Raw genomic sequence first — 25,440 nt, 5'->3', positions numbered from 1 at the left:
GATGCACCAGCCCATTCCGCAGCCAAGCCGCTCGCTCGCGGTGCTCGCCGCCCTGCTCGAGACGCGGACCGGTCAGCAGATCGGCACCGAGCGTGCCTGGCGCGTCGAGACCGCGCTGAAGCCGGTGATCCGCGATCGGGGCCTCGAGACCCTCGACCAGCTTGTCGCCGAAGCCGCCTGCCAGCCCGAGGTCGCGACGATCGTCGTCAACGCGCTGCTCAACCATGAGAGCTCGTTCTTCCGCGATGCGCCGGTGTTCGACATCGTGACCGAGGCGGCGCGTGACATGCAGGCGCAGATCGGCACGCGGCGGCTGCGCGTGTGGTCGGCGGGCTGTTCGATGGGGCAGGAGCCGCTCTCGCTCGCGATGTGCTTTGCCGAAAGCTACAAGGATCACCTCGCCGATCTGCCCGAGATCATCGCCACCGACGTATCGGACAGCGCGCTGAACCGGGCGCGTTCGGGGCGCTTCACCCAGTTCGAGATTCAGCGCGGCCTGTCGGTGCGGCGCATGATCGAGTGGTTCGATTCGACCGGCCCGGACTGGACCGCGAAGCACGCTTTGCTGCGCAACATCCAGTTTCGCCGGATGAATCTGGTGGCGGATCCGCTGCCGGGCGGGCGCTTCGACATCGTCATGTGCCGCAACGTGCTGCTTTACCTGGCGCCGAAGGTGCGACGTAAGGTGCTCGATCGTATCGCCGGTGCGATCCGTCCGGGCGGCCTGCTCGTGCTCGGTGCGGGCGAGACGGTGATCGGTCAATCCGACCGCTTCCGGCCGAGCGGCAAGTATCGAGGGCTCTACACGCTCGACGGCGAGATTGCCGAGAGCGTTCCCTCCGCTTGATCTGCGGTCCCCATGCGATATGGCTATGAGACCGTACCGCCAGGAGACGCCATGACGATCATCGAGACGCCGTCCCCAAATTTCGACGAGCGGACGCTGCCGGTGACGATGATCGTTCTTCACTATACCGGCATGGTCGATGCCGCCGGGGCGCTGGAGCGGTTGTGCGATCCCGCCGCCAAGGTTTCCGCGCACTATCTGATCGACGAGGCGGGCGCGGTCACGCGGATGGTCGAGGAGACCAAGCGCGCCTGGCACGCTGGCGCATCGCGGTGGCGCGGGATCGAGGACGTCAACAGCGCCTCGATCGGCATCGAACTCGTCAATCCGGGGCACGAGCACGGCTATCAGCCGTTCAGCGAGGAGCAGATCGACGCGCTCGTCCCGCTCGTGGCGGAGATCAAGGAGCGCTACGCGATCACGCGCGGCAACGTCGTCGGCCATTCCGACGTCGCGCCGACGCGCAAGCAGGATCCGGGCGAGCTGTTTCCATGGGCCCGGCTGGCGAAGATGCGGCTCGCGCTGCCGCGCCCGACCAGGAACCTGATGGACCCGATGTGGAGCGACGCGGGCTTCCTGATCGCCCTCGAACGCTTCGGCTACGACGTGTCGGACAAGCTGGCGGCGGTGGTCGCCTTCCAGCGCCGCTATCGACCCGAACTGATCGACGGCGAGATCGACGGCGAATGCCGCAGCATCCTGCTCGCGCTGCTGTTGCCAAAGCCCCAGGGCGACGACTGAGGCGTGGCGTGGCGCGATCGCTATCTGGCTGTCCGCCGATGGGTCGATCGCGATATCAAGGAGAATAGCAGGCCGATATCTCCTTGGGTGGCAACACCGGCGTTCGTCCTCGGCGTCGTGATGCTGAAGGGCCCGTTGTTGGTGGATCTGGCCGGAGGATGTGTTTTGCTTACCGCGCTTGTGTGGTCGGCTTTTGCGCTCTGGCGCTCGGTACGGCAGATGAAGGCCGGAATATTGCGGGGTGATCGATATTACGACCAGCGTGCGAAATTCGCGTTGCCTCCCGAATATCGCGATAGCGAGAGCCTGACCGCCGCACGCCAGCGTAAAAGGCGGGAGGCGAAGCGGCGGGACTAGCAATGCGCTATCGCTTGTCCTAATCCGCCTCCACCAGAGGGCCGGGCGGCCGCGGGTGCGCAAGCACGCGAGGAAAGTCCGGGCTCCGCGAGACGACGGTGCCGGGTAACGCCCGGCGGGGGCGACCCCAGGGACAGTGCCACAGAGAGCAGACCGCCGATGGCTCTTCGGAGCACAGGCAGAGAGTGAAAGGGTGCGGTAAGAGCGCACCGCGCCTCCGGTAACGGCAGGCGGCATGGCAAACCCCACCGGGAGCAAGACCGAATAGGGACGGCACATGAGCTTCGTTTCAGCTCGTCGTCCGGGTTGGTTGCTTGAGGCGGCGTGCGAGCGTCGCCCTAGAGGAATGGTCGCCTATCTCCCCCAGTGAAAATTGGCGGGGGTGGACAGAACCCGGCTTACAGGCCCTCTGGTACTTACCCGACAGACGCCCGAAGGTTACACTCGGTTGACACGATTGACACCCGAACGGAAACTGTAAAACGCAATTGTTTCCATTTTTGCACCAATCGTGAGAAAGAGCGATTGGTCTTGTCGCAGATCGCCCGCTTGTAGGACAGCCCCTAGAGGCGGCAATCGCGCGTTGGGTCGAAGCGGTCGAGCCGGTTGCGCAGGTTGCGGCGGAAATTCTCCTCGGTGCCCGACAGATTTTCGGGCTTGGCGAAGCTGTCGACCGGCTTGCCTATCCGCGCGAGCGTGAGCTGCCAGTCGCGGCTGTCGGTGAGGCCGCGCCAGAACAGACCTTCGCGGTCGAGCGCCTCGAGCCTGGGGAGCGCCGATGCGGCGTCTGGGCCGAGGCGGCAGAAAGCGATCTGCGTCGCGCCCAGCATCGCTGAATCGTCCTCTATGGTCCTGCGGCCGTCCTTGCTGTTACGTTTCGCCGCAAAGGCGCGGGCATGAAATTCGAAAATGTCGAGCAGCATCGGGAGCGCCGCCGTCCCGCGATCCGCCTGCCGCGCGACCAATCCGGGCGCACGGCGGCGGGCGTCGGGATCGGCAAGCAGAACGATCTCCTCGGGCGCGATCACGGCGAAGGCGCCATCGGGCAGTGTCCCGACCGCCCGACCGAGCTGGCGCGTTACGTCGCGCGCGTCGTCGGCTCCGGGATTGGCGAGCCGGTCGACCATCGCGGCACGCAGGACCGTGCCGTCGGACCCGAGCGCGCGGACCGCATCCCAGATGCCGCGCAGATCAGTGACGCGCCGGTCGCGGATCAGCGCGACGATCAGGTTTCGGTCGGTCGCATCGGGCGTGCCCTTGCGGAGGCCGCCGAAGTAATTCTCGAGCAGCTTCCAGCCGGGATCGGCGGCGGTGACGGCGGGATCGCGCAGCATCGCCTGCAGATGTTCCCGCGACCGTCGCGCCATATCGGCGGGATCGACGGTGAGCGGCACGCCGGTATGTTCCAGCAGCACCTTGCCGACGCCGTCAGTCTCCGCATAGCGCGCCTTGTTGGAGAGCGACGCGCGGTTCCAGCCGAAGCGGAAATTCTCCAGCCCGCCGCTGCCGCCGACCCATAAAGGACGGGTGATCGCCTGCGTCGTGGCGAGGAGTTTGCGCAGCAGCACGGTGCCGTCGCCGCGTCGTATTTCGACACGCTGCACCGTCACGGCGTGAGGCAGGAGCGACCAGTCGAGCCCGTATTGACGATCGCCGAACAGCGTGTAGCGGCCGTCGGCGATGACGAAATCGTGCGTCGTTCGCGTCGGCACCGCGACGATGCAGTCGGTGGTCGAGAGGCGCAGGTTCCACAGCGCCCACAAGGCGCGCAGATCGGTAAGGCTGCCGATGCCATTGCCGAGCGCGCCCGATTCCGACGGCGTGAGCGTGGCGGCGCAGGCGTCGCGCGGCACGCGGCGGAAGGTGCGGGCGCTTTCCTTGAGCGGTACGGCGCCGATCGCGGCCTGCTCGTCGGCGGCGGTATAGCCGTGTTCGTTGACCGTCACGCTCTCGACGCCGGGGGCGAACAGCAGCGCGGCGCACAGGCCGTCGCAGCGCGCGAGGCGCGGCGCCTGCGGGGGGATGCCGCTCTTGGGATCGAAAGGCTCGCGTTCGAGCGAGGCGACGTCGATGCGGACATGGCCGGAAATGGCGATGCGCTGCGCCGGGGTCACGTCGGGGCGGACGGCGGCGGCGAGGCGCGCCTCGCTGATCCTGTGGCTGGCATCGGCGATCAGCCAGAAGGCGATGGGGACGGCAAGCATCGCCACCGCGCCAGCGGCCCAGCCGCCGACCACTTCGCGCAGCGGGAACCAGACAGCCGAGAAGGCAAGCGTCCACAGGAAGATCGTCGGCATCACCGCCAGGATCAGCCCCGGCAGGATCAGGAAGAAGCCGATCACCACGATCGTCGGGAACGCCACGCAGATGAACGTGCCGATGCCGCTGAAAAACAGGATCGTGACGAGGATCTTGCTCATGTGCCGCGTCTATCAGGCAGGGATCAAGGAAAGGTTAGGGTTGGGGCGGGGCCGGTGGCGGGCCGCGAAGGTCTGCGAGGGTTTGCTGCGCGAGGTCGCTCTTTTCCTTCAGATCGTCGGCGGAGCTCAGCACGCCGACGATGCCCATGGCAATGTTCCAGCCGCCGAGCACCCAGAAAAGGATGATCGCGAGCCCCGCGAAGACGTGCCCGAAGAAGCCGGTGAGGATGACGAGCAGCCACAGCGTAAGCCAGAAGCTGCTGCCGGCGAGGAGCGGCCCCATCGCCAGGATGAACAGCGTGGCCGGAACCACCGCGCAGCCGAAGCTCTTGTCGCTCCACAACCGGAGCAGGACGTAGGCGATGACGGCGAGCGTGAGGGCGAACACGATCGTGGCGGCCCAGCCGCCGGTCTTCCACACGCGCCAGGCGACTTCGGGCGTCGTCCTGAGCGTGAGTAGGCCGCCGTCGGCCATGCCGAGCCAGCCGTCGCAGCGCCAATATCGGGAGGGCGGGTCGCGGGGTACGGGCGGGCCGCTCGACAGCATATCGCGGCGAGCCTGCGCGTAGATCTCGTCGTTGCTGCGGGCACTGCCGAGGCCGCGCAGCGGCGGATGGGCGGAGGGGTGTTCGCGCGCCTCGCGCAACACATCCTCGATGGCGGCGGTCGACATCGGACGCGGCGACAGGGCGATGGTGCGTCCGGTATCGAGCGGGTCTGCGATCATCGGCGGCACGAAGCGGGGTGCCTTGCGCGGCGGTGGCGGCGCGGTCGGCCCGCACAGGCCCAGGCCGTGGCGGTTCGCGCCCGCCTCGCGGTAGAAATCCGAGATCATGTCGGGCTGCACCGCCTTCAACCGCGCCGCCAGCCCTTCGGTCAGCGTCTGGCCCGCGCTGACCACGCCGAGCAGCTTGATCTCGTAGTGATCGAGCACCTTGCCGATGATGAGCAGCGCGAGCGCCGCGGCAAGCCAGCGCCATTGGCGCTTGCGCAGCAGAAAAGCCTTGAACTGATCGACCGCCTGCATCGTCCGCCCCCGCGTCCCCGGCGGGCGCGAATGTATGCGGGGAAGGCGCGGGCGGCAACGGGCGCTTTGCGGAGCGGAATCACATTCGTCACAAAAGCGTCATGGCAATGCCGCGCCGCTATGCTTAGATGGCAGGCTATGGCGCGTGTGACGAGACGAGACGATTGGGGCTTCCCCCGCTGGCGCGCTTATGGCGAGAGCGGCAGCGAGGCGGTGAAGGTGCGCCTGTGCGACCGCCACGGCTGCACCGAGCGCGGCGATTGCCCGGCGCCGAAATCCCCCAACAGCCCCGAGCGCTGGTATTTCTGCCAGGAGCATGCCGGCGAATACAATCGCGGCTGGAACTACTTCGAAGGCCTGACCGCCGAGGAAGCCGCAGAGCGCGAGGCGGCGGAGACGCGCACCGCCGAAGGCTATACCGCCTCCAAGCATCAGCAATGGGCGGGGCCGGGCGACGGCAGTCGCTCGCGCGACGAGATCCGCGCGCTGGAGATGCTCGGCCTCGAGGTCGATGCCGATTTCGAGAGCGTGCGCAATGCGTGGCGCCGGCTCGCCAAGCAGAACCATCCTGACATCCGCCCCGGCGACAAGGACGCGGCGGTGCGCTTTCAGGCGATCCAGGCGGCCTACGACGTGCTGCGCGTCGCCGAAGAAAACCGGCAGTGGAAGCCCGAGGGGTGAGAACCATCCGGTCGGACTGGGACCGGACCCTGCTGGTCTGCGCGAAATGTTCGAAGAAGCTGGGCGGGGGCTTCGGCCGCAAGGGCAAGGAGCCGCTCGGAAAGGCGCTGCGCCGCCATCTCGGGCTGAAGAAGGGCCGCAAGGCACGGATGGGGATCGTCGAGGTCAAATGCCTCGGCGTGTGCCCGAAGAACGCGGTAACGGTGGTGGATACGCGCGACGGGCGTCGCTGGCGGCTGGTCCACGCCGGTGCGCCGGTCGAGGCGATCGTGGCGGAGCTGGAACTGGACAAGGAACGCGACAAGGAACTCGGGGAGTCAGCCGCCGTTCAGCCGGAGAGCGATACGGCGGTCCTATAAAATAGGAGGGTTGAGCATGCGTGCAGCGTATATTCTGAGTGCGGTCGCCGCGCTGGCGATCACGGGTACGGCAGCCGAGGCGAAGCGCCTTCCCCCCGAGGAACAGATCGCCAAGGCGATCGCCGGGCGGGTAGAGGGCAAGCCGGTCAATTGCCTGCAGACCACGCAGATCCGATCGAGCCAGATCATCGACCGGACCGCAATCCTCTACACGACCAATGACGGCACGATCTACGTCCAGCGGCCGAGCGGCAAGGAATTCCTCGACAGCAACGACATCCTCGTCAGCGAACCGCGCAACGGACAGACGTGCAGCATCGATATCGTACGGCTGATCGATCAGGGATCGCGGATGCAGTCCGGCTCGATCGGGCTCAACGAGTTCGTGCCGTACAAGAAGGTCAAGACGGCGGGCTGACGGGACTGGCGTCTTCTGCCCCCACATCCAGCTGCAGCGCCGCCCCGCTCACCACGTCGCGCAACCAGACGTGAGCAGGGTCCGCTGTCGAACGGTTGTGCCACAGCATCGACATCTCGACTTCGTCCTGCTCGCTTTGTTCGAGCATCGTGACGCGGTTGTGCAGGATCAGCTGGCGCGCGAGCTGGCGCGGCAGCAGCGCGACCAGATCGCTCGTCGCCACAAGCGCGCCCGCGCTGAGCGGATCGTGAATCGTGAGCGGGCTTGGACCGGGCGGAAGGGTTTCGTCGATAAGGATCGCGTTGCGCTGCTCGAGCCCGCCGCGCACGAGCATTTCCTGCTGGAAATGCGGCTGCGGCCGGCGTGAGAGCGCCAGCCGCGGCCGCGACGCAAGGTCGTCGGCCGTGGTGCCGGTGCGGGCGACCCATACGAGGCGTTCCCGGTATAGTGCGGACTTGGAGTAGCGCGCGGGAAACCGGCCGAACACGCCAATCGCGAGATCGATCGCGCCCTCATCGAGCCCCTCGAGCAAGTCGTCGCTGGAAAAGACGATGCGGAATTGCGCGAGCGGCGCTTCGCGGCGCGCGCGCTCGATGGCGATCGGCATGATCGTGATGCAGAAATAGGAACTCGCACTGACCGTGAAGGTGCGCGTGGTCGAGGCCGGATCGAAGCCGGGATGGGACACCGCATCGCGCAGCGCCACCAGGCCTTCCCGCACTTTCGGCGCGATCTCGCGGGCGCGGGCGGTCGGTGCCAGGCCGCCGCGCGCGCGCACGAAAAGCGGATCGTCGAGCTGCTCGCGCAGGCGTGACAAGGCATGGCTGACGGCGGATTGGGTGAGCCCGAGCCGGTCGGCAGCGCGGCTGACGCTATGCACCTCCATCAGAATGTCGAAGACGCGGAGGAGATTGAGATCGATCTTCATGAATTTCCTGCAGGCTGCAGTGGAACATTATTCATTTGGCGTAGCTCAACCTGCTGACTAGGGAAATTACAAAGTGTTGCAGAAGGCGACCGGCGACAGCCGGTTGGAAGTGTGTTGGACAGAGTAGGAAGCGATCCCGAGCGTATTGCGCTTGCCGACGATCCCGATGTCGTCGGTGGCGGGACGATCGCGTCCGCGTCGATGCAGCCGCCGGCAGACGACGAGCCGGTCAAGGCACGCTCGAAGAGCCGCCTGCGGGCCGGTCTGCTGATCTTGGGGCTGCTCGTCCTGGTGATCGGCGGCGCGTGGTTCTATCTGAGCGGCGGCCGCTATGAATCGACAGAGGATTCTTCGCTGCAGGCGGGGCAGGGCGCGGTGGCGGCCAACGTCAGCGGCCAGGTGATCACGATCGAGGTGCATGAGAACCAACCGGTAAAGGCCGGGCAGGTGCTGTTCCGGCTCGATCCCAAACCCTATCAGGCGGCGGTCGACGAGGCGCAGGCGAAGGTCGCCGACGCCCGCGCGCAAATCCATTCCAAGCGGGCCGACGTGCGGCAGGGCGAGGCGCAGGTCGGCGCCGCGCAGGCGCAGCTGACCTATGCGATCGGCGAAGCCGCGCGGCAGAAGCAGTTGCTGTCGGAAGGCATCTCTTCGAAGAGCCAGTATGATCAGGCGGTGCTGGCGGTGCAGACCGCACGGCAGGCGATCGCCACCGCCGCGCAGCAGACGCAGAGCGTGCGCGCCGCGATCGGCGGCGGGGTAGATGTGGCCGAGGGCAATCAGCCGAGCGTGCAGGCCGCGCTCGCGGTGCTGGAACGGGCGCAACTGAACCTCGGCTACACGGTCGTGCGCGCGCCGCAGGACGGCGTGGTGACGCGCGTCAACCAGCTCCAGGTCGGCAATTACGTGAGCGCCGCCAAGCCGGTGTTCACGCTCGTCGGCAAGCACGTCTGGGTCGAGGCGAATTTCAAGGAAAGCCAGTTGCGCTATATGCGCGTCGGCCAGCCCGCGACGGTGAAGATCGACGCCTATGCCGATCGTCCGCTGCGCGGGCATGTGAAGAGCTTCAGCCCCGGCACCGGCAACAGCTTCTCGCTGCTGCCGGCGGAGAATGCGACCGGCAACTGGGTGAAGGTGGTGCAACGCCTGCCGGTCGAGGTCGAGATCGACAACCCGCCCGCCGACCTGTTGCTCCATGCTGGTTTGAGCGCCGAGGTGAGCGTCGATACCGGCCATGTCCGCCACCTGTTCGGCGGCGCGACGCAGGTGGACCCCAAGCCCGCGCCATGACCGCGGCCGCCCTGCCAGATCCCGCCACCCGTCGCCTCATCACGCTGACGGTGATGGCGGCGACGGTGATGACGTCGCTCGATTCGACGATCGCCAACGTCGCGTTGCCGCACATGCGCGGCAGTGTCGGCGCGTCGCAGGAGGAGATCACCTGGGCGCTGACCTCGTTCATCGTCGCCAGCGCAATCACCATTCCGCTCACCGGCTGGGCGGCGAACCGCTTCGGCCGCAAGCGCGTGATGATGCTTTCGGTGCTGTTCTTCACCATCGCCTCCGCGCTGTGCGGCGTCGCCGGCAACATCGGCGAACTGGTCGGATTCCGGGTATTGCAAGGCATCGCCGGTGCGGGCCTGATGCCGCTCAGCCAGGCGATCTTGCTGGATATCAACCCGCCCGAACAACATGGTCAGGCGATGGCGCTGTGGGGCATGGGCGCGATCCTGGGGCCGATCGTGGGCCCGGTGCTGGGCGGGTATCTGACCGACAATTATAGTTGGCGCTGGATCTTCTACATCAACGTGCCGGTCGGCATCGCGGCCTATCTCGGCCTGTCGGCGTTCCTTTCAGAGAGCAAGGCTGACGAAGTGCGGAAGCTCGATTTTTTCGGGTTCGCGATGCTTGCGCTCGCCGTCGGCACCTTTCAGTTGATGCTCGACCGTGGCCAGCAACAGGATTGGTTCACCTCGACCGAAATCTGCATCGAGGCCGCGCTGGCGGGGTTCTTCCTGTTCGCTTTCATCGTGCAGACCTTCACCGCAGCGCAGCCGTTCATCGATCTCGGCCTGTTTCGCGATGCCAATTTCGTGTTCGGATGCCTGTTCGGGTTCATCACCGGCATCATGCTGTTTTCGGTGATGGCGCTGCTGCCTACGCTGATGCAGCAATTGTTCGGTTATCCGGTGATGCTGACCGGGATCGTGATGGCACCGCGCGGCGTCGGATCCTTGATTTCGATGATGTGCGTGGGTGTGTTCATCAAGGTGATCGACATGCGTCTGCTGATCGGTGGCGGCCTCGCGCTGATCGCTTATTCGATGTACCTGATGGCGGGCATGTCGTTGCAGATGGACGATCGTCTCATCATCATCTCGGGCCTGTTCAGCGGCCTCGGCACCGGCATGATGTTCGTTCCGCTGACGGCGGTCGCGTTCGGCACGCTTCCCGAGCGATATCGTAACGAGGGAGCGGCGATGTTCACGCTGATCCGCAATCTCGGGTCTGCGGTCGGTATCTCGATCGTACAGACGATGACGATCCGTAGTGCCGATGCGGCACATTCGCAGCTCGTCGAGAAAATCCGCCCGGACAATCCGATGCTCGACCTGCGCATGCCGGGGTTCGATTTCGATGCGCCCGCCGCGGTGGCTATGCTCAATGGCGAAGTCACCCGTCAGGCGATGATGCTTTCCTACGTCAACGTTTTCACCGCGATGTTCATCGCTGCCCTCGCCGTTATCCCGCTCGTCCTGCTGTTGCGTGTCACCAAGGGCGGGCCACAGGTTCAGATCCATGTCGAATAGCATCAAGCTTTCCGTGCTGATCGCCGCGATCGCATTGGCGGGCTGCACCGTCGGCCCGAATTTCGCGCGCCCGGAAGCGCCCGCCTCGAACGGTTATGCGGCGACGGGCGATGCCGTTCGCCCGATCGCGGGCGGTCCTCACGCGACGTTGGGTGAAGGCGCCGGCCCGCGCTGGTGGCAGGCGTTCGGCTCCGCCCAGCTGGACGCGCTGGTCGACAAGGCGATTGCCAACAACAACAGCCTGGCGGCGAGCAACGCCACGCTGGAAAGGGCGCGGGAGCAGATCCGCGCGGTCGCGGGCAAGCGCCTGCCGCAGATCGACGCCAATGCGCGGATCGAGCGTGAGCAGGTCAATCTGCAGGCATTCGGTTTCGACAGCAGCGCGTTTCCGGGCATCTCGACCAAGAACCCGGTGTTCAATCTCTATTCGGTCGGCGGCGGCGTCAGCTACGATCTCGATCTGTTCGGGCGCAACCGCCGCAAGCTGGAGCAGGCGGTCGCCATCGCCGAGGCGCAGCAGCGCCAGACCGAAGCGGCGCACCTCACCATCGCGGGCCGCGTCGTCGAGCAGGTGCTGATCATCGCCACCTACCGCGCGCGCATCGCGGTGGCGGAAGCACTGCTGGCGGAGGACCAGAAGCTCGTCGATCTGACCGACAAGCGCCGCATCGCGGGCGAGGGGACGCTGACCGAGGTCACCAACGTGCAGGCGCAGCTCGCCGCCGACCGCGACGACATCCCGCAACTGCGCCAGCCGATCGACGAGGCGCGGCACATGCTGGCGACGTTGACCGGCGTGGCGCCCGACGCGCTCGGCCCGACCGATTTCGACATCGCGACCTTCACGCTGCCCGCCGACGTGCCGGTGGCGATCCCGGCGACCCTGGTGCGCAAGCGGCCAGACATCCTGCAGGCCGAGGCCGATCTCCACGCATCGACCGCCGCAATCGGCGTGGCGACGGCCGAGCTCTACCCAAATATCTCGATCGGCGCGACGCTCACTTATGCGGCGGGCACGCCGGGCGGGTTGTTTTCGAACGACCTCAAGGGGTTCGACATCTTCGGCGGGCTGACCGCGCCGATCTTCCACGGCGGCACGCTGAAGGCCCAGCAGCGCATGGCGGTGGACGACGCCAAGGCCAAGGCGGCGACGTACAGGCAGACCATTCTCGAGGCGTTCCAGCAGGTCGCCGATCTGCTCTCCGCGCTGCAGACCGACCAGCGCGCGCTCGTCAATCATCAGGATTCAGTGGCGATCGCCGGCCGCAGCCGCAACCTGTCGCGGCGCAGTTTCCAGGTCGGCAATTCGGGCATCCTCACGGTGCTCGATTCGGAGCGGTTGTATCAGCGCGCGCAGCTCGGGCTGGTCGATGCGCGCGCCAAGCAGTTTCTCAACGTCGCGCGGCTGTACGTGGCGACGGCGGGCGGCTGGACCGGACCGGCAGTGATCGCTGCCACGCCGTAAGTGGTATCGCAGCGACGATGCCCCAGACCTCTTGCCAACCGCGCCGCGCCGGGGAAAGAGGTTCCTGATACACCCACGGGGAAAGCGCGGATGACCACCAGTTTCGACGATGCCAGCTTTCGCCGCGTGCTTGGCCACTATCCCACCGGCGTTTGCATCATCACTGCGGTGGAGGCGGCGGGCACGCCGACCGGGATGGTCGTAGGCTCGTTCACCTCGGTATCGCTCGATCCACCGCTGGTCGCGTTCTTCCCCGATCGCAAATCGAGCAGCTGGGCGCGGATTCAGGGCGCGGGCCGCTTCTGCGTCAACGTCCTGGCCGTCGATCAGGAGCCGCTCTGCCGCCGTTTCTCCGCCAAGGGCGTGATCGACAAGTTCGAAGGCGTGTCGCACCGCGTCTCGCCGAACGGATCGCCGATCCTCGACGATGTCGTCGCGTGGATCGATTGCGACCTGGAGGCGATTCACGAGGCGGGCGATCATCACATCGTGCTCGGCCGCGTGGTCGCGCTGGAGGTCGAGAGCCCGGGGCGGCCGCTACTGTTCTTCCAGGGCAGCTACGGCGCGTTCGCCGAACTGACCCGATAACGCCGCGTCGCGGGCGGATGGTGCCGGTTGCAGGAATCGAACCCGCGACCTTCGGTTTACAAAACCGCTGCTCTACCAGCTGAGCTAAACCGGCGTTCCGAGGCTCCCAATGCGTCAGGCGATGCCGAAGGTCCAGCCCTCGGTGCGTGCGATTTCGGGCGTCATGCCGCTCGGGTGCCACAGTTCGGGCCGATCCGCGACGCTGCGCAGCCACGCGGCGGTGAGAATCGCATCGCTCTTGTGGTCGTCGATCGCACCGCTCAGGCCGGTCGGCACACTGCCAATGTGGCGCAGCGCGGCGTCTAGCTCAGTCCCCGTTTTCATCTTGGTACGGCCGACGCTGCGCCCGCCCGCTAGCGCCGCGAGGCTGGTGTAGATTTCGACGATCACCGATCCGCTTTCGCACTCTTCGAACGGCCAGACCGGCACGCGGCCGGCGAGGCGGTGGAGGACGCGCATACCGGTCAGGCTCGACTTGCCGACCTGCGCCGCGCCGACGAGGTTGAGGTTGCTGTACGGCCGCAACCCTGCGCGGGCCTGCGCATGTTCGGTCGCGCGCAGGCGGCCGCGGCCGGTGAAGAGATCGCCCTTGCGCCCGCCATGCCGCCGGAAATGCCGCGCCGCCTCGACATGATCGACGAAGCTCGACGCCGCGAGATAGGGATCGTCGGCGCAGAGCCGGTCGACCAGCGCCCAGAGCGCGGGGGCATCGCGCGGGCTCTCGCTCCAGCCGGGGAAGAACGCGCCCTCGTCCACGAAGGGCAGCGAGATGCCGAGGTCGAGACCGACGAGCGTATCCTCGGGCAGATCCCCGGCCAGCCAGTCGAGGACGTCCTGCCGCGACCAGATGTGGCCGGGTTGCACCAACTCCGGCGCGGCATCGCCCGATCGGCAGAGCGCCACCGCGATCCCCGGCTGGCGCGGGCCGACAGCGCCCGACCAGTCGATCGCGGCGAAATGCCGGAAGCATGTGCTAATCGCCGATCGGCTCGTAATCGCGCAGGCCCACGCCGATGCTCGCGCGGATCTGCTCGGCCTCGCTGGAGGCGACCGGATAGGCGCAGTAGTCGGCGGCGTAGTAAGCGCTCGGCCGGTGATTGCCCGACCAGCCGATGCCGCCGAACGGCGCACCTGAGGAGGCGCCGTTGGTCGGCTTGTTCCAGTTGACGATGCCGGCGCGCGCATTGGCCCAGAACTGGTCGTAGAGCGCCGGGTTCTGGCTGAGCAGCGACGCCGACAGGCCGTAGCGCGTGTTGTTGGCTTCGGCGATCGCGGCCTCGAACGTGGGCACGCGGATCACCTGCAGGATCGGGCCGAACAGCTCGATATCGGGGCGATCCTTCATCGCGGTCGTGTCGATCAGGCCGGGCATCAGGAAGGGCAGGCCATCCTTGGGGCGTTCCGGGTGGCGGATCGGGCGGCCGCCGCGCAGGATCAGTTCGAGGAACGCCTCGGACAGTTCGTCGGCCGCCGCCTTGTCGATCACCGGGCCCATGAAGGGTGCGGGCTGCGCATGCGGTTCATCGACGATCATGCGGCCGATGATCTTGGTCAGTTCCGCGATCAGTTCGTCATAGACGCGCTCATCCACGATCAGGCGACGCGCGGCGGCGCAGCGCTGGCCGGCGGTCATATAGGCGGACTGTACGATCACAGTCGCGGCGGACTGGAGATCGGGTGATTCCCACACCACGATCGGGTTGTTGCCGCCCATTTCGAGCGCGAGGATCTTCTCGGGCTTGTTGGCGAAGGCGCGGTTGATGGCGATGCCGGTGCGCGCGGAGCCAGTGAACAGCAGCCCGTCGATGCCGGGATGCGCGGCGAGCGCCTTGCCTTCGTCGGGCCCGCCGATCAGCAGGCGCACACATTCGGGCGGGACGCCGCTTTCGTGCAGGCAATCGACCAGAAACGCACCGCTCGCGGGCGTCTTTTCCGAAGGCTTGAACACCACCGCATTGCCGGCCAGCAAAGCGGGGATGATGTGTCCGTTGGGGAGATGCGCCGGGAAATTATACGGCCCCAGCACCGCCAGCACGCCGTGCGGCTTGTGCCGCAGCGCGATGCGGCTGCCCATCGCGCCTTCCAGCCGCCGCTGCGAGGTGCGCTCCGAATAGGCCGAGACCGAGATATCGACCTTGGCGCGAACGGTCTCGACCTCGGTTCTGGCCTCCCAGAGCGGCTTGCCGGTTTCGCGCGCGATCAGGTCGGCAAAATCGTCGGCGCGGCGCAGCACGACGTTGGCAAAGCGGCGCAGCGTCTCGATCCGATAGGCGAGCGGACGCGAGGCCCAGCTCGCCCAATGCGCGCGCGCGGTCGCGACCTCGGCATCGACGTCGCCGATCTGGCCGCGCCACAGTTCCGCGCCAGTGGCGGGTTCGTAGGAAATGATTTCGGTCGCGGCCATCCGGTGCTGTCTTTGCCTCAGATTCTGTGGGGAATCTACTGCGCTGCGGAAAGCTTCATGCGAGCGCGCTGCCCATTTCGCGAATCGCGGCGATTTTGGCATCGAACGGGGCCCAATCGTCGCCTTGGTCGATCGCAGACCAGATCGCTTCGACCTCGTCGATCAGTATCGAACACGGCGCGCCGGACCAATAAGCGTGATCGCGCGGTTTGCGGGGCCTGTAGGGTGTGGCGAGGGCGCGGGCCTCGTCGAAGGCTTCGCCTTCGGGCAAAGGCGCGGCGAAGGCGCCGAAGAAGAAGCGATCAACCGGAGCGTTGGCGGTACGCAGCCCTCGCTCGATCGCGCCGACCAGCGCGCCGTCCTCCTCCAGCCCGCGCGGACTTAGCCCCAGCCGCCACAGGATCGCGCGCGATACGGCGACCTGATAGCGATCCCCGAAGCTCTCCAACGCGGCGATCAGCGGGGGCGCTTCGCTGACCGTGCGCAGGCTGACGGCGAGCTGCATCACGTCCCAATGGATCGCCTCGGGCTGGCGGCCGAAAGCGTAAAGGCCCGCGTGGTCGAAATAGGCGGCGGTGAAGGCCGGATCCCAGGTCGGCAGGAAGCGCCAGGGGCCATAGTCGAAACTCTCGCCCGTCACGTTGATATTGTCCGAATTGAGCACACCGTGGACGAATCCTGCCGCCATGTAGCTCGCGGCGAGCGTCGCGGTGCGATCCACGACGAGATCGAGCAGGCGCGTGGCGGGCTCGTCGCCCGGTTCCTCGTCGAACAGGTTGCGTAGCGTGTAGTCGATCAGCCGCGCCATGTTCTCCGCATCGCGGTGGTAGGCGAGCCGCTGGAACGCGCCGATGCGGATATGGCCGTGGCTAAGCCGCACCAGCACCGCCGAGCGCGTCGGCGAGGGCTCGTCATTGCGGTCGAGCGCCTCCCCCGTCTCGATCAGCGAGAAGCTGCGCGAGGTATCGACGCCAAGCGCCTGCAACATCTCGGTCGCCAGCACCTCGCGCACGCCGCCCTTCAGCGTCAGGCGGCCGTCGCCGAAGCGGCTCCACGGCGTCTGGCCGCTGCCCTTGGTGCCGAGGTCCATCAGCCGGTCGCGATCGTCGCGCATCTGCGCGAAGGTGAAGCCGCGCCCGTCGCCGATATCGGGATTGTACACACGGAACTGATGCCCGTGGTAGCGCAGCGCGAGCGGTGTCTGGAGGTTGCCCGGCAGCGGCGCGAACCGGCCGAAATGCCGCAACCATTCTGCGTCGCTCAGGCCGTCGAGGCCGACCTCCGCCACCGCTCGGTCGTTGCGGAAGCGCAGGCGCATCTCGGGGAAGTCCGCCGCCGTCACCGGATCGTAAAAGGCGTCGCCGAGGCCGAGAATCAGCGGATCGGGGCGATATGCTTGCGGGAAGGCGGTCATGCGGCGATATGGGTGCTCCAAGCCACAGGAAGCAACCATGCCCGCATACGAAAACCGCTATTGGTGGTCGAACGACGGGCTGCGGCTCCATTATCGCGACTATGCCGGGCCCTCCGATCGCCCGCCGATCGTCTGTATCCCCGGCCTGACGCGCAACGCGCGCGATTTCGAGGACGTCGCGGCGCGGCTGGCGGGCGAATGGCGCGTGATCGTGCTCGATCTGCGCGGTCGCGGCGAGAGCGCCTACGCCAAGGAGCCGATGAGCTACGTCCCGCTTACCTATCTGCAGGACATCGAGGCTCTGCTCGGAGAACTTGCCGTGCCGAGCTTCGTCGCGTTCGGCACGTCGCTTGGCGGTATCATCACGATGCTGATGGCGGGCACCGTGCGCGAGAAACTGGCGGGGGCGCTGCTCAACGATGTCGGGCCAGAGATCGAGGCGGCGGGGATAAACCGGATTCGCGGCTATGTCGGCAAGTCGAACACCTGGCCGACCTGGATGCACGCCGCGCGCGCCGTCGCCGAGAACAATGCCGAGGTATTTCCCGACTACGGCATCGACCAATGGCTGACGATGGCCAAGCGCGCCTACCGCGTGAACAGCGCGGGGCGGATCGTGCTCGATTACGACATGAAGATTGCCGAGCCGTTCCGCGTGCCCGGCAACGAGGCGGGGCCCGACATGTGGAAGGCGCTGGAACGTCTGCACGGCGTGCCGACTCTGGTGGTGCGCGGCGCGCTCTCCGATCTCCTTTCCGACGCCACGGCGCAGCGCATGGCGACGTCGCTCGACAAGGCCGAACTGGTAACGGTGCCGCGCGTCGGCCACGCCCCGAACCTGAGCGAGCCCGAGGCGGCGGCGGGGATCGACCGGCTGCTCGCGCGGGTGCTGGCGGAACCGGCGGCGGCGTGAACCGTCTAGCCGGCATGACGCATATCTTCGACGCCATCGTGTTCGGCCCCGCCGATGTCGATCTTTCGCGCTCGCCGCTGGCGGGGAAGCTCGACGCGGAAACCTATGTGCTGGGGGCGTTCAACCCCGGTCTCACGCGGCTGGCGAACGGCAATTTGCTGCTGATGGTGCGCGTGGCCGAGGCGTTGCGGCATCCGATTGTCGACCAGCACGTCCATTCGATCCGGTGGGACGACGATAGCTATGCGCTCGATCCTTGGCCGCTCGATTTCGTCGATACGACCGACCCGCGCGCCTTCGCGATGCGCAGCGCCGGATGGAAGGTGATGGCGCTGACGTCGCTGTCGTGGCTGCTGCCGGTAGAACTGACGGCGGACGGACGCGAAGTCGTGGCGGTGCATTACGACAAGGCGATCGCGCCGCGCGCGCCGTACCAATGTTACGGGATCGAGGATGCGCGCGTCAGCCGCGTCGGTGATCGCTATTTCATGACCGCCTGTTCGGTGAGCCCGGAGCGACAGGCGACTTCGCTCTATTCTTCCGACAACGCACTCGACTGGCATCTAGAAGGCCTCGTGCTCGATCACCAGAACAAGGACATGCTGATCTTCGAGGGGCAGGTCGCCGGCAAATACTTTGCCCAGACGCGCCCGCTCGGCGACCTCTATTTCGCCTATCCGCCCGGCAGCGAATGGCGCGCGGGGCCGTCGATCAACCTCGCCAGCTCGCCCGACGCGCTGCACTGGAAGCCTTACGACAAGCCCGGCATCCGCCCGCATTCCAAGACCATCGCCACCGCGCGCATGGGCGGAGGCGCCCCGCCAGTGCTGACCGATCGCGGCTGGCTGACGCTCTGGCACGGCGTCGAACCGAAGGGCGTGGTCGGCGTCTATCGCACCTATTGGTCGATCCTCGACCGCGACGATCCCGCGCAGGTGGTGGTGACCAGCGACACGCCCGTGCTGGAACCCGCGCCCGAGCTGACCGAACCGCTCAAGGAGCTCATGTACCTCGACAACGTCGTCTTCACGACCGGCATCGCCGACGCGGGCGATCATTATGTCGTGGCGAGCGGCGAGGCCGATTTGGCGTGCCGGATCACACATGTTGGGAAGCAGGTGTTCGCCTGACGTAACGATCGCGCTTGAGCCGGACCCGGATCGCGGGCAGGGGGCTTAGCCGTGGTTCCCGTCAATATCCTCCACTTCCATTCGACGTTCAATCTGGGCGGGAAGGAGGCGCGCGCCGTCCGGCTGATGAACGCCTTCGGAAACCGCGCGCGGCATACCATCGTCTCCGGCATGCCCGACCAATACGGTGCGCGGGACGCCATCGCGCCAGACATTTCCTACGAGATCGCGCAGGATCCGCCGCCGCTGACCGGGCGGCCTTCGGTAAAGCGTTACGAGGCGATCGCGCGCTACATGCGGCGTTTCGATCTGGTGCTGACGTACAATTGGGGTGCGATCGACGGGGTGATGGCCAGGCGTGCGACGCGCGGGCCGCGTCCGCCGGTCGTGCATCACGAGGACGGTTTCAACAGCGACGAGATCGATGGGCTCAAGCTGGAGCGCAACATCTACCGCCGCATGGCGCTGGGTGCCGCGCATGCGCTGGTCGTGCCGTCGCAGACGCTCGAGACGATCGCGCTGAAGACCTGGAAGCAGCCACGGACCCGCGTCCACCGCATCGCCAACGGCATCCCGACCGCGCTCTACGCGAAGAAGCCCGCAGCGGACGCCATCCCCGGCCTCAAGCGCAAGCCCGGCGAGATCGTCATCGGCACGCTCGCCGGTCTGCGTCCGGTCAAGGATCTGCCGCGGCTGGTGCGCGCGGTCGGCGGGATGCCGGGGCGGGTGCGGCTGGTGATCGTCGGCGAGGGGCCGGAGCGGCAGGCGATCCTCGATGCGGCCGAGGCGATGGGGCTGGCGGATCAGCTCGTGTTGCCCGGCTTCCTGCCCGATCCGCACAGATATATCGGCCTGTTCGACATCATGGCGCTGTCCTCGCAAAGCGAGCAATTCCCGATCTCGATCGTCGAGGGCATGGCGGCGGGCCTGCCGATCGTTGCACCGCCGGTCGGCGACATCGCCGCGATGGTCGCGCCCGAAAACCTGCCCTACATCCAGAACGCGATCGACGAGGTGCGGCTGCGCGACGCGCTCCAGTCGGTCGCCGCCGGCGAACCCGCTGCGCGCAAATGGCTGGGCGAGCAGAACCGCACGAAGGCGGTGGCCGAATATGACGAAGCGGCGATGATCGCGCGCTACGCCGCGCTTTATGCTGAGGCCATTGGGCGGCCCGGTGCGTTCACCTGACAGCGAGTCGCAATTTTCTCGTCAAGCCGCGTCCATCGGCTATATCTAACGTATGTTTCTTCGGAGGTACCGGTGTTCAAAGGTTTGAAGCCCATCGTCTATCGCGGCCAGGAGGTCTGGCCGTTGGTGGAGGGCGGGAAAGGTGTCGCCGCGACCAATCATGCGAGCGCGGGGGCCTGGGCCGCCGCGGGCGGCATCGGTACCGTATCGGCCGTGAATGCCGACAGCTACGATCCCGACGGCAAGATCATCCCGCAGATCTACAAGTCGTTGACTCGGCGCGAGCGTCATGAGGAGTTGATCGAATATGCGATCGAAGGCGCCGTCCAGCAGGTGAAGCGCGCGTTCGATATTGCCGGCGGGCACGGCGCGATCAACATCAACGTGCTGTGGGAAATGGGCGGCGCGCAGCGTATCCTGCACGGCGTGCTCGAACGTACGCGGGGCCTCGTCTCGGGCGTGACCTGTGGCGCGGGCATGCCGTACAAACTGTCCGAGATCGCCTCGTCCTACGAGGTCAGCTATCTGCCGATCGTCAGCTCCGGCCGCGCCTTCCGCGCGCTGTGGAAGCGGGCCTATTCGAAGGCCTCGGAATGGCTGTCGGCTGTGGTCTACGAGGATCCCTGGCTGGCGGGCGGTCACAACGGCCTGTCCAACGCCGAGGATCCGCTGAAGCCGCAGGATCCCTATCCGCGCGTGAAGGAGCTGCGCGACACGATGCGCGAGGGCGGCATTTCCGACGACGTGCCGATCGTGATGGCAGGCGGCGTCTGGTACTTACGCGACTGGAGCGACTGGATCGACAATCCCGAGCTCGGCACGATCGCCTTCCAGTTCGGCACGCGCCCGCTGCTGACGCGCGAGAGCCCGATCCCGGAGGCGTGGAAGGCGCGGCTCACCCATATCGAGGAAGGCGAGGTGCTGCTGCACCGCTTCTCCCCGACCGGCTTCTACTCGTCGGCGGTGCGCAACCCGTTCCTGCAGAATCTCGACGAACGCTCGAACCGCCAGATCGCCTTTTCGAAGCAGGAGGCGGGCGATCACACCTTCCAGCTCGACGTCGGCGTGAAGGGCCGCAATTTCTGGGTGACGCGGGGCGACCTGCTGCGCGCGCGCGAATGGTTCGGGGCAGGCTTCACCGAAGCGCTCAAGACGCCCGACAATACGCTCGTATTCGTGACGCCCGAGGAAAAGGGCGTGATCCGCAAGGATCAGGCGGATTGCATGGGCTGCCTCAGCCAGTGCGCTTTCTCGTCCTGGGCGGACAGCGAGACCAATTCGACCGGCCGGCTGGCCGATCCCCGCTCGTTCTGTATCCAGTCCACGTTGCAGAACATCGCGCACGGCGGCGATGTCGAGCAGAACCTGATGTTCGCGGGCCATGGCGCCTACCAGTTCAAGCGCGACCCGTTCTATTCGAACGGCTTCGTGCCGACGGTGAAGCAACTCGTCGATCGCATCCTGACCGGCGATTGAGAAAAAGGGCGGCGGATCGCTCCGCCGCCCTCTTCATATCAGCGATAGCAGACCGTCACGCGGCGGTGATGGCGCCATTCGGTGTGGCAGCGGCGGTTGTTGCCCCAGCCGTAGCGGCGGCCGCGATCGTAGCCGTAATAGCCGCGCCGTCCGTCGCGCCAGTCGCGGCGATCGTAGCGGTCGTACCGGCGGTCGTCGCGGTGATCGTAATTGTAGCCGCGGCCACCATAATATTGTGCCGAAGCAGACGTGGAGATACCGAGCCCGGCGACCATCAGGCCAAGCGCGGCGGCAAGTTTCGTCGTGGTTTTCATCGGACCATCCTCTTGTCCGGGGATCGGACGAGAGTTGGTTTACGCAGGCCTGCGCGTATCGATCCTGAATGTGCCTGTAGTGTGCGGTACAGGTTTACGGCTGCGTTAGAGCTTCAGCGCGAAGGTCATGTTGGCGACGGGGTTCATGCCGCCGCTCATCGCACCGGGGTCGCGACCCTGCTCGCGATCGAAACCGCGCGGCGGACCAGAATTGACGCGACCAAGGACGGTGCCGCCCTCCACGCCGATGAACATGCGATCCTGCACGTTCAGCGAATATCCGACCGTCGCGGCGGGCGTGAAGCGACGAAAGCCCGTGGCGGCACCGCCCGAAGACGCGAGGCGCGGGCCGGCCAGGAGGCCGTTGTTGTTCTCGGTATAGGCGCGGCCGATATAGCTGACCTCCAGAAACCGCAGTCCGGCGGAAATGCGAAAGCCGCTGTTCGGATTGGGGTGCAGATCGATCATCGAACTGCCGATACGGCGTTGCATCGCGCCGTCCGGCCCATCGACCACGGGAAAATCCGTGTAGACGCGCGTGGTACGCAGCCGCAATTCAGGGACGAGATGGTATCCGGCAATCGTGATGCCGCGTTCCATCCCGGCGAGCTTAACGGTCATCGGAGCAAGGGGAGTGCTGTGCGTGACGGGCGCCGACGCGGCAAGATTGCACAAGATCGCGCATGCAGTTGCCAGCCCGTCCATCACAACACTCCCCAACTCAAACTCGGTTCGAGTCCCCTCTCTCCCCGTGCTGATGAGACCGCGCGCGTGACCGACTCCCGCATGACCGCAAATGGAAGCGTGCGACGAAGTGTTGTTTTTTGTCGATGAAATGAGGGAACCGATTTAGAGTTCCGTAACTATGCGTAGCCTACGCTCTCGAACGCGCGAGCACTTCATAGGCCATTACAGCGGTCGCCACGGCGGCGTTGAGGCTGTCGGCCTTGCCCAGCATCGGAATTTTCACGAGCAGATCGCAGGCCTCGGCATAGTCCGCAGGCATCCCCTGCGCCTCGTTGCCGGTCAGCAGGAAGGTCGGCGCGGCGTAGGTCGCGCTGCGATAATGCTGTTCGGTATTGAGGCTGAGACCCACCAACTGCCCCGGCCCACTGCGCAGCCAGCTCAGGAAATCTTCCCACCCGCTCTGCACGATCGGCACGGTGAACAGCGCCCCCATGCTCGCGCGCACCGCCTCGACCGAGAAGGGATCGACGCACTCGCCGATCAGGATCAGTCCGCCCGCGCCGACCGCGTCGCCGGTGCGCAGGATCGTGCCGAGGTTGCCGGGGTCGCGCAGCCGCTCCGCGACCAGCCAGATATCGGCCGACGCGCGGTCGAGCGACGCGAGCGTCGTCGCGAATTCCTCGAACACGCCGACCACTGCCTGCGGGTTATCCTTGCCGGAGAGTTTGGAGAGGATGTCGGGCACCGTCTCGATCGCTTCGCCACCCGCCGCCTCGACATCGGCGACCAGTGCGCGGACGAGCGGATGGTTCGCGCTCTCCCGCGCGAAGAACAGATAGACCGGCAACCGTCCGCTCTCGCGCGCTTCGGTAAGGATGCGCAGACCCTCGGCGAGGAACAGGCCCTCCTCGCGGCGGTGGCGCTTCTCGCGCAGGTTGCGGACACGCTTGATCAGCGGGTTCGAATAGGCGGTGATCTCGCGCGGCATCGTGCCGCTATAGCCCGACTTGCGCGGCAACCAATATCCGTACACGGATATTCGTCCGGGAGCAGATCAACGACAGGCAGAGCCCAAAGCCATGACGGTCATCGCCGCGTATCTTTACCGCAACGGCAAGCGCGAACGCGAAATCCCGATCGACAAGAAGGTCGATTGCGCCTCCGACAAATCCGAATTCGTGTGGATCGGCATCGCCAATCCCGACGAGGAGGAGATGCGCACGCTGCAGGAGACCTACGATCTCCATCCGCTCGCGGTGGAGGATGCGCTGAAGGCGGACCAACTGCCCAAGGTGGACATTTACGGCGATCAGCTCTTCGTCGTCGCGCGCACCGCGCACCTTGAAGGCGAGAAGATCGAATATGGCGAGACGGCGATCTTCGTCGGGCACAGCCACATTATCAGCGTTCGACACGGCAGCCCCCGCGCCCATGCGGAACTGCGCGGCAATCTGGAACGCGCGCCGACGCTGCTGAAGCACGGTGTCGATTACGTGCTGCATGCCATCCTCGACTTCATCACCGAGGGCTATCTGCCGATGGTCGAGCAGCTCGAGGACGAGGTGCTGGCGATGGAGCGGCGCGCGATCGACAGCTTCCTAAATCGCGAGGAGATCGGCCGGATCTTTACGCTGCGCCGCGAACTGATGCGGTTCCAGCGCATCTTGGGACCGATGGCGGAGGTGGCGGGCAAATTCACCCGGATCGATCTGCCGTGCATCGACCCGGAAGCGAAACCCTATTTCAGCGACGTGCTCGATCACGTCCGCCGCGTGCAGTCGATGGTCGAGGATCTGCGCGAAGTCCTCACCTCGGTGTTCGAGTTTTCCAGCCTGCTGGAAGGGCAGCGCGTCGGCGTCGTTACGCGCCAACTCGCGGCCTGGGCGGCGATCCTTGCGGTGCCGACCGCGATCGCGGGCGTCTACGGCATGAATTTCGAGCACATGCCCGAGCTGAAGTGGCTCTGGGGCTATCCGGTCACGATCTCCGTGATCCTGGTGATCTGCACCTTGCTCTACATGCGCTTCAAGAAATTCGGATGGCTTTGACCGGCGCTGCCGGTCAGGCGTAGCGCGCGGCGGTGTCGCGGATCAGGGCGATCATGTTGGGGATGCCCTGCGTCCGGTTGGAGCTGAGCTGGTTCTTCAGGTCGAACGGGGCGAGCGCGCCTTCGATATCGGCGGCGCGGATCGCCTCAGGCATCTGATCCTGCACCGTCAGCAGCACAAGCGCGATGATGCCCTTTGTGATCGCGGCGTTCGAATCCGCGAGGAAGTGCAGCCGCCCGTCGTCGCGCCGGGTGGGATAGACCCACACCGATGCCGAACAGCCCCGCACCAACGTCGCGTCGGTCTTGAGCGCATCGGGCATGTCCTCCAGGCCTTTGCCGAGATCGATCAGCAGGCGGTAGCGATCGTCGGCGTCGAGGAATTCATATTCGTCCCGCAGGTCGGAAAGCGTCGGGGAGGCTGGCATCGTCATGCCGCCAGCCGCTAGCCGGGTGGGCCTTACAGGTCCACCCCGGCGGCGATCGCTTCCAGCTTGCGGATGCGTTCCTTGAGGTCGGCCATCTCGATGCGGGCCGAGGCGTTGGGCAGGTTCTGCATCGCGCCTGGTTCGGCATGGGCGTGCAGTTCCTGGTGCTTCAACGCCAGCCAGCCCCGCCAGCCGGTGAGGACGGCGTAAGTCACCATAGCAAGGCCGGCGAGCGCCGCTGCGGCCATCGTCACGTAAAGGATCGGGTCGGTCATAAAGAATCCTCCCTATTTGGAAGATCGAAAGATCAGCCTGCGTCCGGGGTCTGGGCTGCGGCGCGGCGGCGGGGACGATCGACAGATTCGATCGCATAGACGGCGGCGCCGGTGCCAAGGGCGAGGACGGCGAGGAAAACGGCGAGAAACATCGGACAAGACTTTCCTGTTAGCGTCCCGGGGGAAGGGGACGCGGGCGGTTGAAGTGGTGCGGCGCGTTAGGCAGCCGCGATTTACGGGTGATGAAGGGTTAGTTCAGCGAGTCGTCGCGCAGGCTCTCGATCTGGTCGGAGAGATCCACACCGCGATCGGTGATAATCCTTTCCAGCACGCGGACCCGTTGTTCGAGCCGCTCGGTCTGGGCGGCATATTGCGCCGCTTTCTCCGCGACCATCTTCGCTTCCATTTCCATGCGGCGTTCCTTGTGGGCCAGCCAGGGGCGGACGATGGTGCCGCCGATGACCGCGACCAGACCGACGCTGATGGCGAGGATCGGGATCAGGAAGACGATGTTCGGGCCCAT

27 protein-coding genes, 1 tRNA gene and 1 other RNA gene are annotated in these 25,440 nt (G+C 66.2%); 16 read left to right on the top strand and 13 right to left on the bottom strand.

The features are described 5' to 3' along the window. The first annotated feature begins 1 nt into the window (after position 1). From Q5H94_RS10920 to rnpB, 4 genes are all read left to right on the top strand, one after another. A complete protein-coding gene (locus Q5H94_RS10920; protein ID WP_304561329.1) occupies positions 2–847 on the top strand; it encodes a CheR family methyltransferase in 846 nt (281 codons plus the stop codon). A gap of 51 nt (positions 848–898) precedes the next feature. Beyond that, positions 899–1,588, top strand: a complete 690-nt coding sequence (locus Q5H94_RS10915) for an N-acetylmuramoyl-L-alanine amidase (RefSeq protein ID WP_304561289.1) — start codon at positions 899–901, stop codon at positions 1,586–1,588. Between the two features lie 3 nt (positions 1,589–1,591). Further along, complete coding sequence (locus Q5H94_RS10910; RefSeq protein WP_304561288.1) at positions 1,592–1,945, top strand: hypothetical protein; 354 nt, start codon at positions 1,592–1,594, stop codon at positions 1,943–1,945. A gap of 33 nt (positions 1,946–1,978) precedes the next feature. Beyond that, positions 1,979–2,362, top strand: an RNA gene (gene rnpB / locus Q5H94_RS10905) — RNase P RNA component class A. Between the two features lie 146 nt (positions 2,363–2,508). Here rnpB and Q5H94_RS10900 read toward each other — a convergent pair. Next, positions 2,509–4,365: a hypothetical protein gene (locus Q5H94_RS10900; protein WP_304561287.1), complete on the bottom strand. Its 1,857-nt coding sequence runs from the start codon at positions 4,363–4,365 to the stop codon at positions 2,509–2,511. A gap of 34 nt (positions 4,366–4,399) precedes the next feature. Beyond that, positions 4,400–5,392: a hypothetical protein gene (locus Q5H94_RS10895; protein ID WP_304561286.1), complete on the bottom strand. Its 993-nt coding sequence runs from the start codon at positions 5,390–5,392 to the stop codon at positions 4,400–4,402. 138 nt (positions 5,393–5,530) lie between these two features. On the opposite strand from Q5H94_RS10895, the gene Q5H94_RS10890 reads away from it, so the two are divergent. From Q5H94_RS10890 to Q5H94_RS10880, 3 genes are read left to right on the top strand one after another with little or no spacing between them, the layout of a single operon-like run. After that, positions 5,531–6,073, top strand: a complete 543-nt coding sequence (locus Q5H94_RS10890; RefSeq protein ID WP_304561285.1) for a J domain-containing protein — start codon at positions 5,531–5,533, stop codon at positions 6,071–6,073. Continuing rightward, on the top strand, positions 6,070–6,432 hold the full coding sequence (locus Q5H94_RS10885) for a (2Fe-2S) ferredoxin domain-containing protein (RefSeq protein WP_304561284.1): 363 nt from the start codon (positions 6,070–6,072) through the stop codon (positions 6,430–6,432). The genes Q5H94_RS10890 and Q5H94_RS10885 overlap by 4 nt, the downstream gene beginning before the upstream one ends. Before the next feature lie 16 nt (positions 6,433–6,448). Further along, positions 6,449–6,850 carry a hypothetical protein gene (locus tag Q5H94_RS10880; RefSeq protein WP_304561283.1) on the top strand — a complete coding sequence of 134 codons (402 nt, stop codon included), beginning with the start codon at positions 6,449–6,451 and terminating at the stop codon, positions 6,848–6,850. Here Q5H94_RS10880 and Q5H94_RS10875 read toward each other — a convergent pair. Continuing rightward, positions 6,834–7,778 (bottom strand): LysR family transcriptional regulator, encoded by a 945-nt coding sequence (locus tag Q5H94_RS10875; protein WP_304561282.1) that lies wholly within the window; start codon positions 7,776–7,778, stop codon positions 6,834–6,836. The two genes, Q5H94_RS10880 and Q5H94_RS10875, sit on opposite strands and share 17 nt — an antisense overlap. A gap of 201 nt (positions 7,779–7,979) precedes the next feature. Here Q5H94_RS10875 and Q5H94_RS10870 point away from each other — a divergent pair, with 201 nt between their 5' ends. From Q5H94_RS10870 to Q5H94_RS10855, 4 genes are all read left to right on the top strand, one after another. Further along, positions 7,980–9,068, top strand: coding sequence for an HlyD family efflux transporter periplasmic adaptor subunit (locus Q5H94_RS10870; RefSeq protein WP_431312162.1), 1,089 nt, complete (start codon positions 7,980–7,982; stop codon positions 9,066–9,068). Beyond that, complete coding sequence (locus Q5H94_RS10865) at positions 9,065–10,588, top strand: DHA2 family efflux MFS transporter permease subunit (RefSeq protein WP_304561280.1); 1,524 nt, start codon at positions 9,065–9,067, stop codon at positions 10,586–10,588. The genes Q5H94_RS10870 and Q5H94_RS10865 overlap by 4 nt, the downstream gene beginning before the upstream one ends. Continuing rightward, on the top strand, positions 10,578–12,053 hold the full coding sequence (locus Q5H94_RS10860) for an efflux transporter outer membrane subunit (RefSeq protein WP_304561279.1): 1,476 nt from the start codon (positions 10,578–10,580) through the stop codon (positions 12,051–12,053). The genes Q5H94_RS10865 and Q5H94_RS10860 overlap by 11 nt, the downstream gene beginning before the upstream one ends. 90 nt (positions 12,054–12,143) lie before the next feature. Further along, entirely contained in the window at positions 12,144–12,641 is a 498-nt protein-coding gene (locus Q5H94_RS10855; protein WP_304561278.1) for a flavin reductase family protein, read from the top strand. 18 nt (positions 12,642–12,659) lie between these two features. Here Q5H94_RS10855 and Q5H94_RS10850 read toward each other — a convergent pair. The 4 genes from Q5H94_RS10850 to Q5H94_RS10835 form a co-directional block, all read right to left on the bottom strand. Next, a tRNA-Thr gene (locus Q5H94_RS10850) sits at positions 12,660–12,735 on the bottom strand. A gap of 20 nt (positions 12,736–12,755) precedes the next feature. Continuing rightward, on the bottom strand, positions 12,756–13,619 hold the full coding sequence (locus Q5H94_RS10845) for a hypothetical protein (protein ID WP_431312161.1): 864 nt from the start codon (positions 13,617–13,619) through the stop codon (positions 12,756–12,758). After that, positions 13,615–15,045, bottom strand: coding sequence for a succinylglutamate-semialdehyde dehydrogenase (astD, locus tag Q5H94_RS10840; protein WP_304561277.1), 1,431 nt, complete (start codon positions 15,043–15,045; stop codon positions 13,615–13,617). The genes Q5H94_RS10845 and astD overlap by 5 nt, the downstream gene beginning before the upstream one ends. Positions 15,046–15,100: 55 nt before the next feature. Beyond that, the gene (locus tag Q5H94_RS10835; RefSeq protein WP_304561276.1) at positions 15,101–16,459 is read right to left on the bottom strand and encodes a protein adenylyltransferase SelO family protein; all 1,359 of its coding nucleotides are present in this window, start codon (positions 16,457–16,459) and stop codon (positions 15,101–15,103) included. Between the two features lie 37 nt (positions 16,460–16,496). Between Q5H94_RS10835 and Q5H94_RS10830 the strand changes: the two genes are divergently transcribed. The 4 genes from Q5H94_RS10830 (at position 16,497) to Q5H94_RS10815 (ending at position 21,166) form a co-directional block, all read left to right on the top strand. Beyond that, positions 16,497–17,372 carry an alpha/beta fold hydrolase gene (locus tag Q5H94_RS10830; RefSeq protein WP_304561275.1) on the top strand — a complete coding sequence of 292 codons (876 nt, stop codon included), beginning with the start codon at positions 16,497–16,499 and terminating at the stop codon, positions 17,370–17,372. A gap of 14 nt (positions 17,373–17,386) precedes the next feature. Continuing rightward, positions 17,387–18,502 carry a glycoside hydrolase family 130 protein gene (locus Q5H94_RS10825; protein ID WP_304561327.1) on the top strand — a complete coding sequence of 372 codons (1,116 nt, stop codon included), beginning with the start codon at positions 17,387–17,389 and terminating at the stop codon, positions 18,500–18,502. A 51-nt stretch (positions 18,503–18,553) separates the two neighbouring features. Next, the gene (locus Q5H94_RS10820) at positions 18,554–19,690 is read left to right on the top strand and encodes a glycosyltransferase family 4 protein (RefSeq protein WP_304561274.1); all 1,137 of its coding nucleotides are present in this window, start codon (positions 18,554–18,556) and stop codon (positions 19,688–19,690) included. Between the two features lie 72 nt (positions 19,691–19,762). After that, complete coding sequence (locus Q5H94_RS10815; RefSeq protein ID WP_304561273.1) at positions 19,763–21,166, top strand: NAD(P)H-dependent flavin oxidoreductase; 1,404 nt, start codon at positions 19,763–19,765, stop codon at positions 21,164–21,166. Between the two features lie 38 nt (positions 21,167–21,204). Here Q5H94_RS10815 and Q5H94_RS10810 read toward each other — a convergent pair whose 3' ends face one another. From Q5H94_RS10810 to Q5H94_RS10800, 3 genes are all read right to left on the bottom strand, one after another. After that, positions 21,205–21,480 (bottom strand): hypothetical protein, encoded by a 276-nt coding sequence (locus Q5H94_RS10810; RefSeq protein ID WP_304561272.1) that lies wholly within the window; start codon positions 21,478–21,480, stop codon positions 21,205–21,207. A gap of 105 nt (positions 21,481–21,585) precedes the next feature. Beyond that, positions 21,586–22,080 carry a hypothetical protein gene (locus tag Q5H94_RS10805; RefSeq protein ID WP_304561271.1) on the bottom strand — a complete coding sequence of 165 codons (495 nt, stop codon included), beginning with the start codon at positions 22,078–22,080 and terminating at the stop codon, positions 21,586–21,588. 274 nt (positions 22,081–22,354) lie between these two features. Next, a complete protein-coding gene (locus tag Q5H94_RS10800; protein ID WP_304561326.1) occupies positions 22,355–23,155 on the bottom strand; it encodes a TrmH family RNA methyltransferase in 801 nt (266 codons plus the stop codon). 91 nt (positions 23,156–23,246) lie between these two features. Between Q5H94_RS10800 and Q5H94_RS10795 the strand changes: the two genes are divergently transcribed. Beyond that, a complete protein-coding gene (locus Q5H94_RS10795) occupies positions 23,247–24,215 on the top strand; it encodes a magnesium and cobalt transport protein CorA (RefSeq protein WP_304561270.1) in 969 nt (322 codons plus the stop codon). 13 nt (positions 24,216–24,228) lie between these two features. Here the strand turns inward: Q5H94_RS10795 and Q5H94_RS10790 are convergent, their stop codons facing one another. The 3 genes from Q5H94_RS10790 to Q5H94_RS10780 all read right to left on the bottom strand — a co-directional run bounded on the left by Q5H94_RS10790 (position 24,229) and on the right by Q5H94_RS10780 (position 25,440). Further along, on the bottom strand, positions 24,229–24,648 hold the full coding sequence (locus Q5H94_RS10790) for a SufE family protein (RefSeq protein ID WP_304561269.1): 420 nt from the start codon (positions 24,646–24,648) through the stop codon (positions 24,229–24,231). A 26-nt stretch (positions 24,649–24,674) separates the two neighbouring features. Then, entirely contained in the window at positions 24,675–24,917 is a 243-nt protein-coding gene (locus tag Q5H94_RS10785) for a hypothetical protein (protein ID WP_304561268.1), read from the bottom strand. Positions 24,918–25,167: 250 nt separating this feature from the next. Continuing rightward, positions 25,168–25,440 carry a hypothetical protein gene (locus Q5H94_RS10780; protein ID WP_304561267.1) on the bottom strand — a complete coding sequence of 91 codons (273 nt, stop codon included), beginning with the start codon at positions 25,438–25,440 and terminating at the stop codon, positions 25,168–25,170.

The sequence above is a fragment of the Sphingomonas immobilis genome (genome assembly GCF_030580995.1).
Taxonomy (GTDB): domain Bacteria; phylum Pseudomonadota; class Alphaproteobacteria; order Sphingomonadales; family Sphingomonadaceae; genus Sphingomonas; species Sphingomonas immobilis.
Note: the sequence above shows the minus strand (reverse complement) of the source record. Positions and strands in the feature narration are given on the sequence as shown.

Coding starts and splice junctions, on each gene's coding strand:
- Q5H94_RS10920 (WP_304561329.1), top strand. CDS start 2: ATGCACCAGCCCATTCCGCAGCCAAGCCGCTCGCTCGCGGTGCTCGCC.
- Q5H94_RS10915 (WP_304561289.1), top strand. CDS start 899: ATGACGATCATCGAGACGCCGTCCCCAAATTTCGACGAGCGGACGCTG.
- Q5H94_RS10900 (WP_304561287.1), bottom strand. CDS start 4,365: ATGAGCAAGATCCTCGTCACGATCCTGTTTTTCAGCGGCATCGGCACG.
- Q5H94_RS10895 (WP_304561286.1), bottom strand. CDS start 5,392: ATGCAGGCGGTCGATCAGTTCAAGGCTTTTCTGCTGCGCAAGCGCCAA.
- Q5H94_RS10890 (WP_304561285.1), top strand. CDS start 5,531: ATGGCGCGTGTGACGAGACGAGACGATTGGGGCTTCCCCCGCTGGCGC.
- Q5H94_RS10880 (WP_304561283.1), top strand. CDS start 6,449: ATGCGTGCAGCGTATATTCTGAGTGCGGTCGCCGCGCTGGCGATCACG.
- Q5H94_RS10875 (WP_304561282.1), bottom strand. CDS start 7,778: ATGAAGATCGATCTCAATCTCCTCCGCGTCTTCGACATTCTGATGGAG.
- Q5H94_RS10870 (WP_431312162.1), top strand. CDS start 7,980: ATGCAGCCGCCGGCAGACGACGAGCCGGTCAAGGCACGCTCGAAGAGC.
- Q5H94_RS10865 (WP_304561280.1), top strand. CDS start 9,065: ATGACCGCGGCCGCCCTGCCAGATCCCGCCACCCGTCGCCTCATCACG.
- Q5H94_RS10860 (WP_304561279.1), top strand. CDS start 10,578: ATGTCGAATAGCATCAAGCTTTCCGTGCTGATCGCCGCGATCGCATTG.
- Q5H94_RS10855 (WP_304561278.1), top strand. CDS start 12,144: ATGACCACCAGTTTCGACGATGCCAGCTTTCGCCGCGTGCTTGGCCAC.
- astD (WP_304561277.1), bottom strand. CDS start 15,045: ATGGCCGCGACCGAAATCATTTCCTACGAACCCGCCACTGGCGCGGAA.
- Q5H94_RS10835 (WP_304561276.1), bottom strand. CDS start 16,459: ATGACCGCCTTCCCGCAAGCATATCGCCCCGATCCGCTGATTCTCGGC.
- Q5H94_RS10830 (WP_304561275.1), top strand. CDS start 16,497: ATGCCCGCATACGAAAACCGCTATTGGTGGTCGAACGACGGGCTGCGG.
- Q5H94_RS10825 (WP_304561327.1), top strand. CDS start 17,387: ATGACGCATATCTTCGACGCCATCGTGTTCGGCCCCGCCGATGTCGAT.
- Q5H94_RS10810 (WP_304561272.1), bottom strand. CDS start 21,480: ATGAAAACCACGACGAAACTTGCCGCCGCGCTTGGCCTGATGGTCGCC.
- Q5H94_RS10805 (WP_304561271.1), bottom strand. CDS start 22,080: ATGGAACGCGGCATCACGATTGCCGGATACCATCTCGTCCCTGAATTG.
- Q5H94_RS10800 (WP_304561326.1), bottom strand. CDS start 23,155: ATGCCGCGCGAGATCACCGCCTATTCGAACCCGCTGATCAAGCGTGTC.
- Q5H94_RS10795 (WP_304561270.1), top strand. CDS start 23,247: ATGACGGTCATCGCCGCGTATCTTTACCGCAACGGCAAGCGCGAACGC.
- Q5H94_RS10790 (WP_304561269.1), bottom strand. CDS start 24,648: ATGACGATGCCAGCCTCCCCGACGCTTTCCGACCTGCGGGACGAATAT.
- Q5H94_RS10785 (WP_304561268.1), bottom strand. CDS start 24,917: ATGACCGACCCGATCCTTTACGTGACGATGGCCGCAGCGGCGCTCGCC.
- Q5H94_RS10780 (WP_304561267.1), bottom strand. CDS start 25,440: ATGGGCCCGAACATCGTCTTCCTGATCCCGATCCTCGCCATCAGCGTC.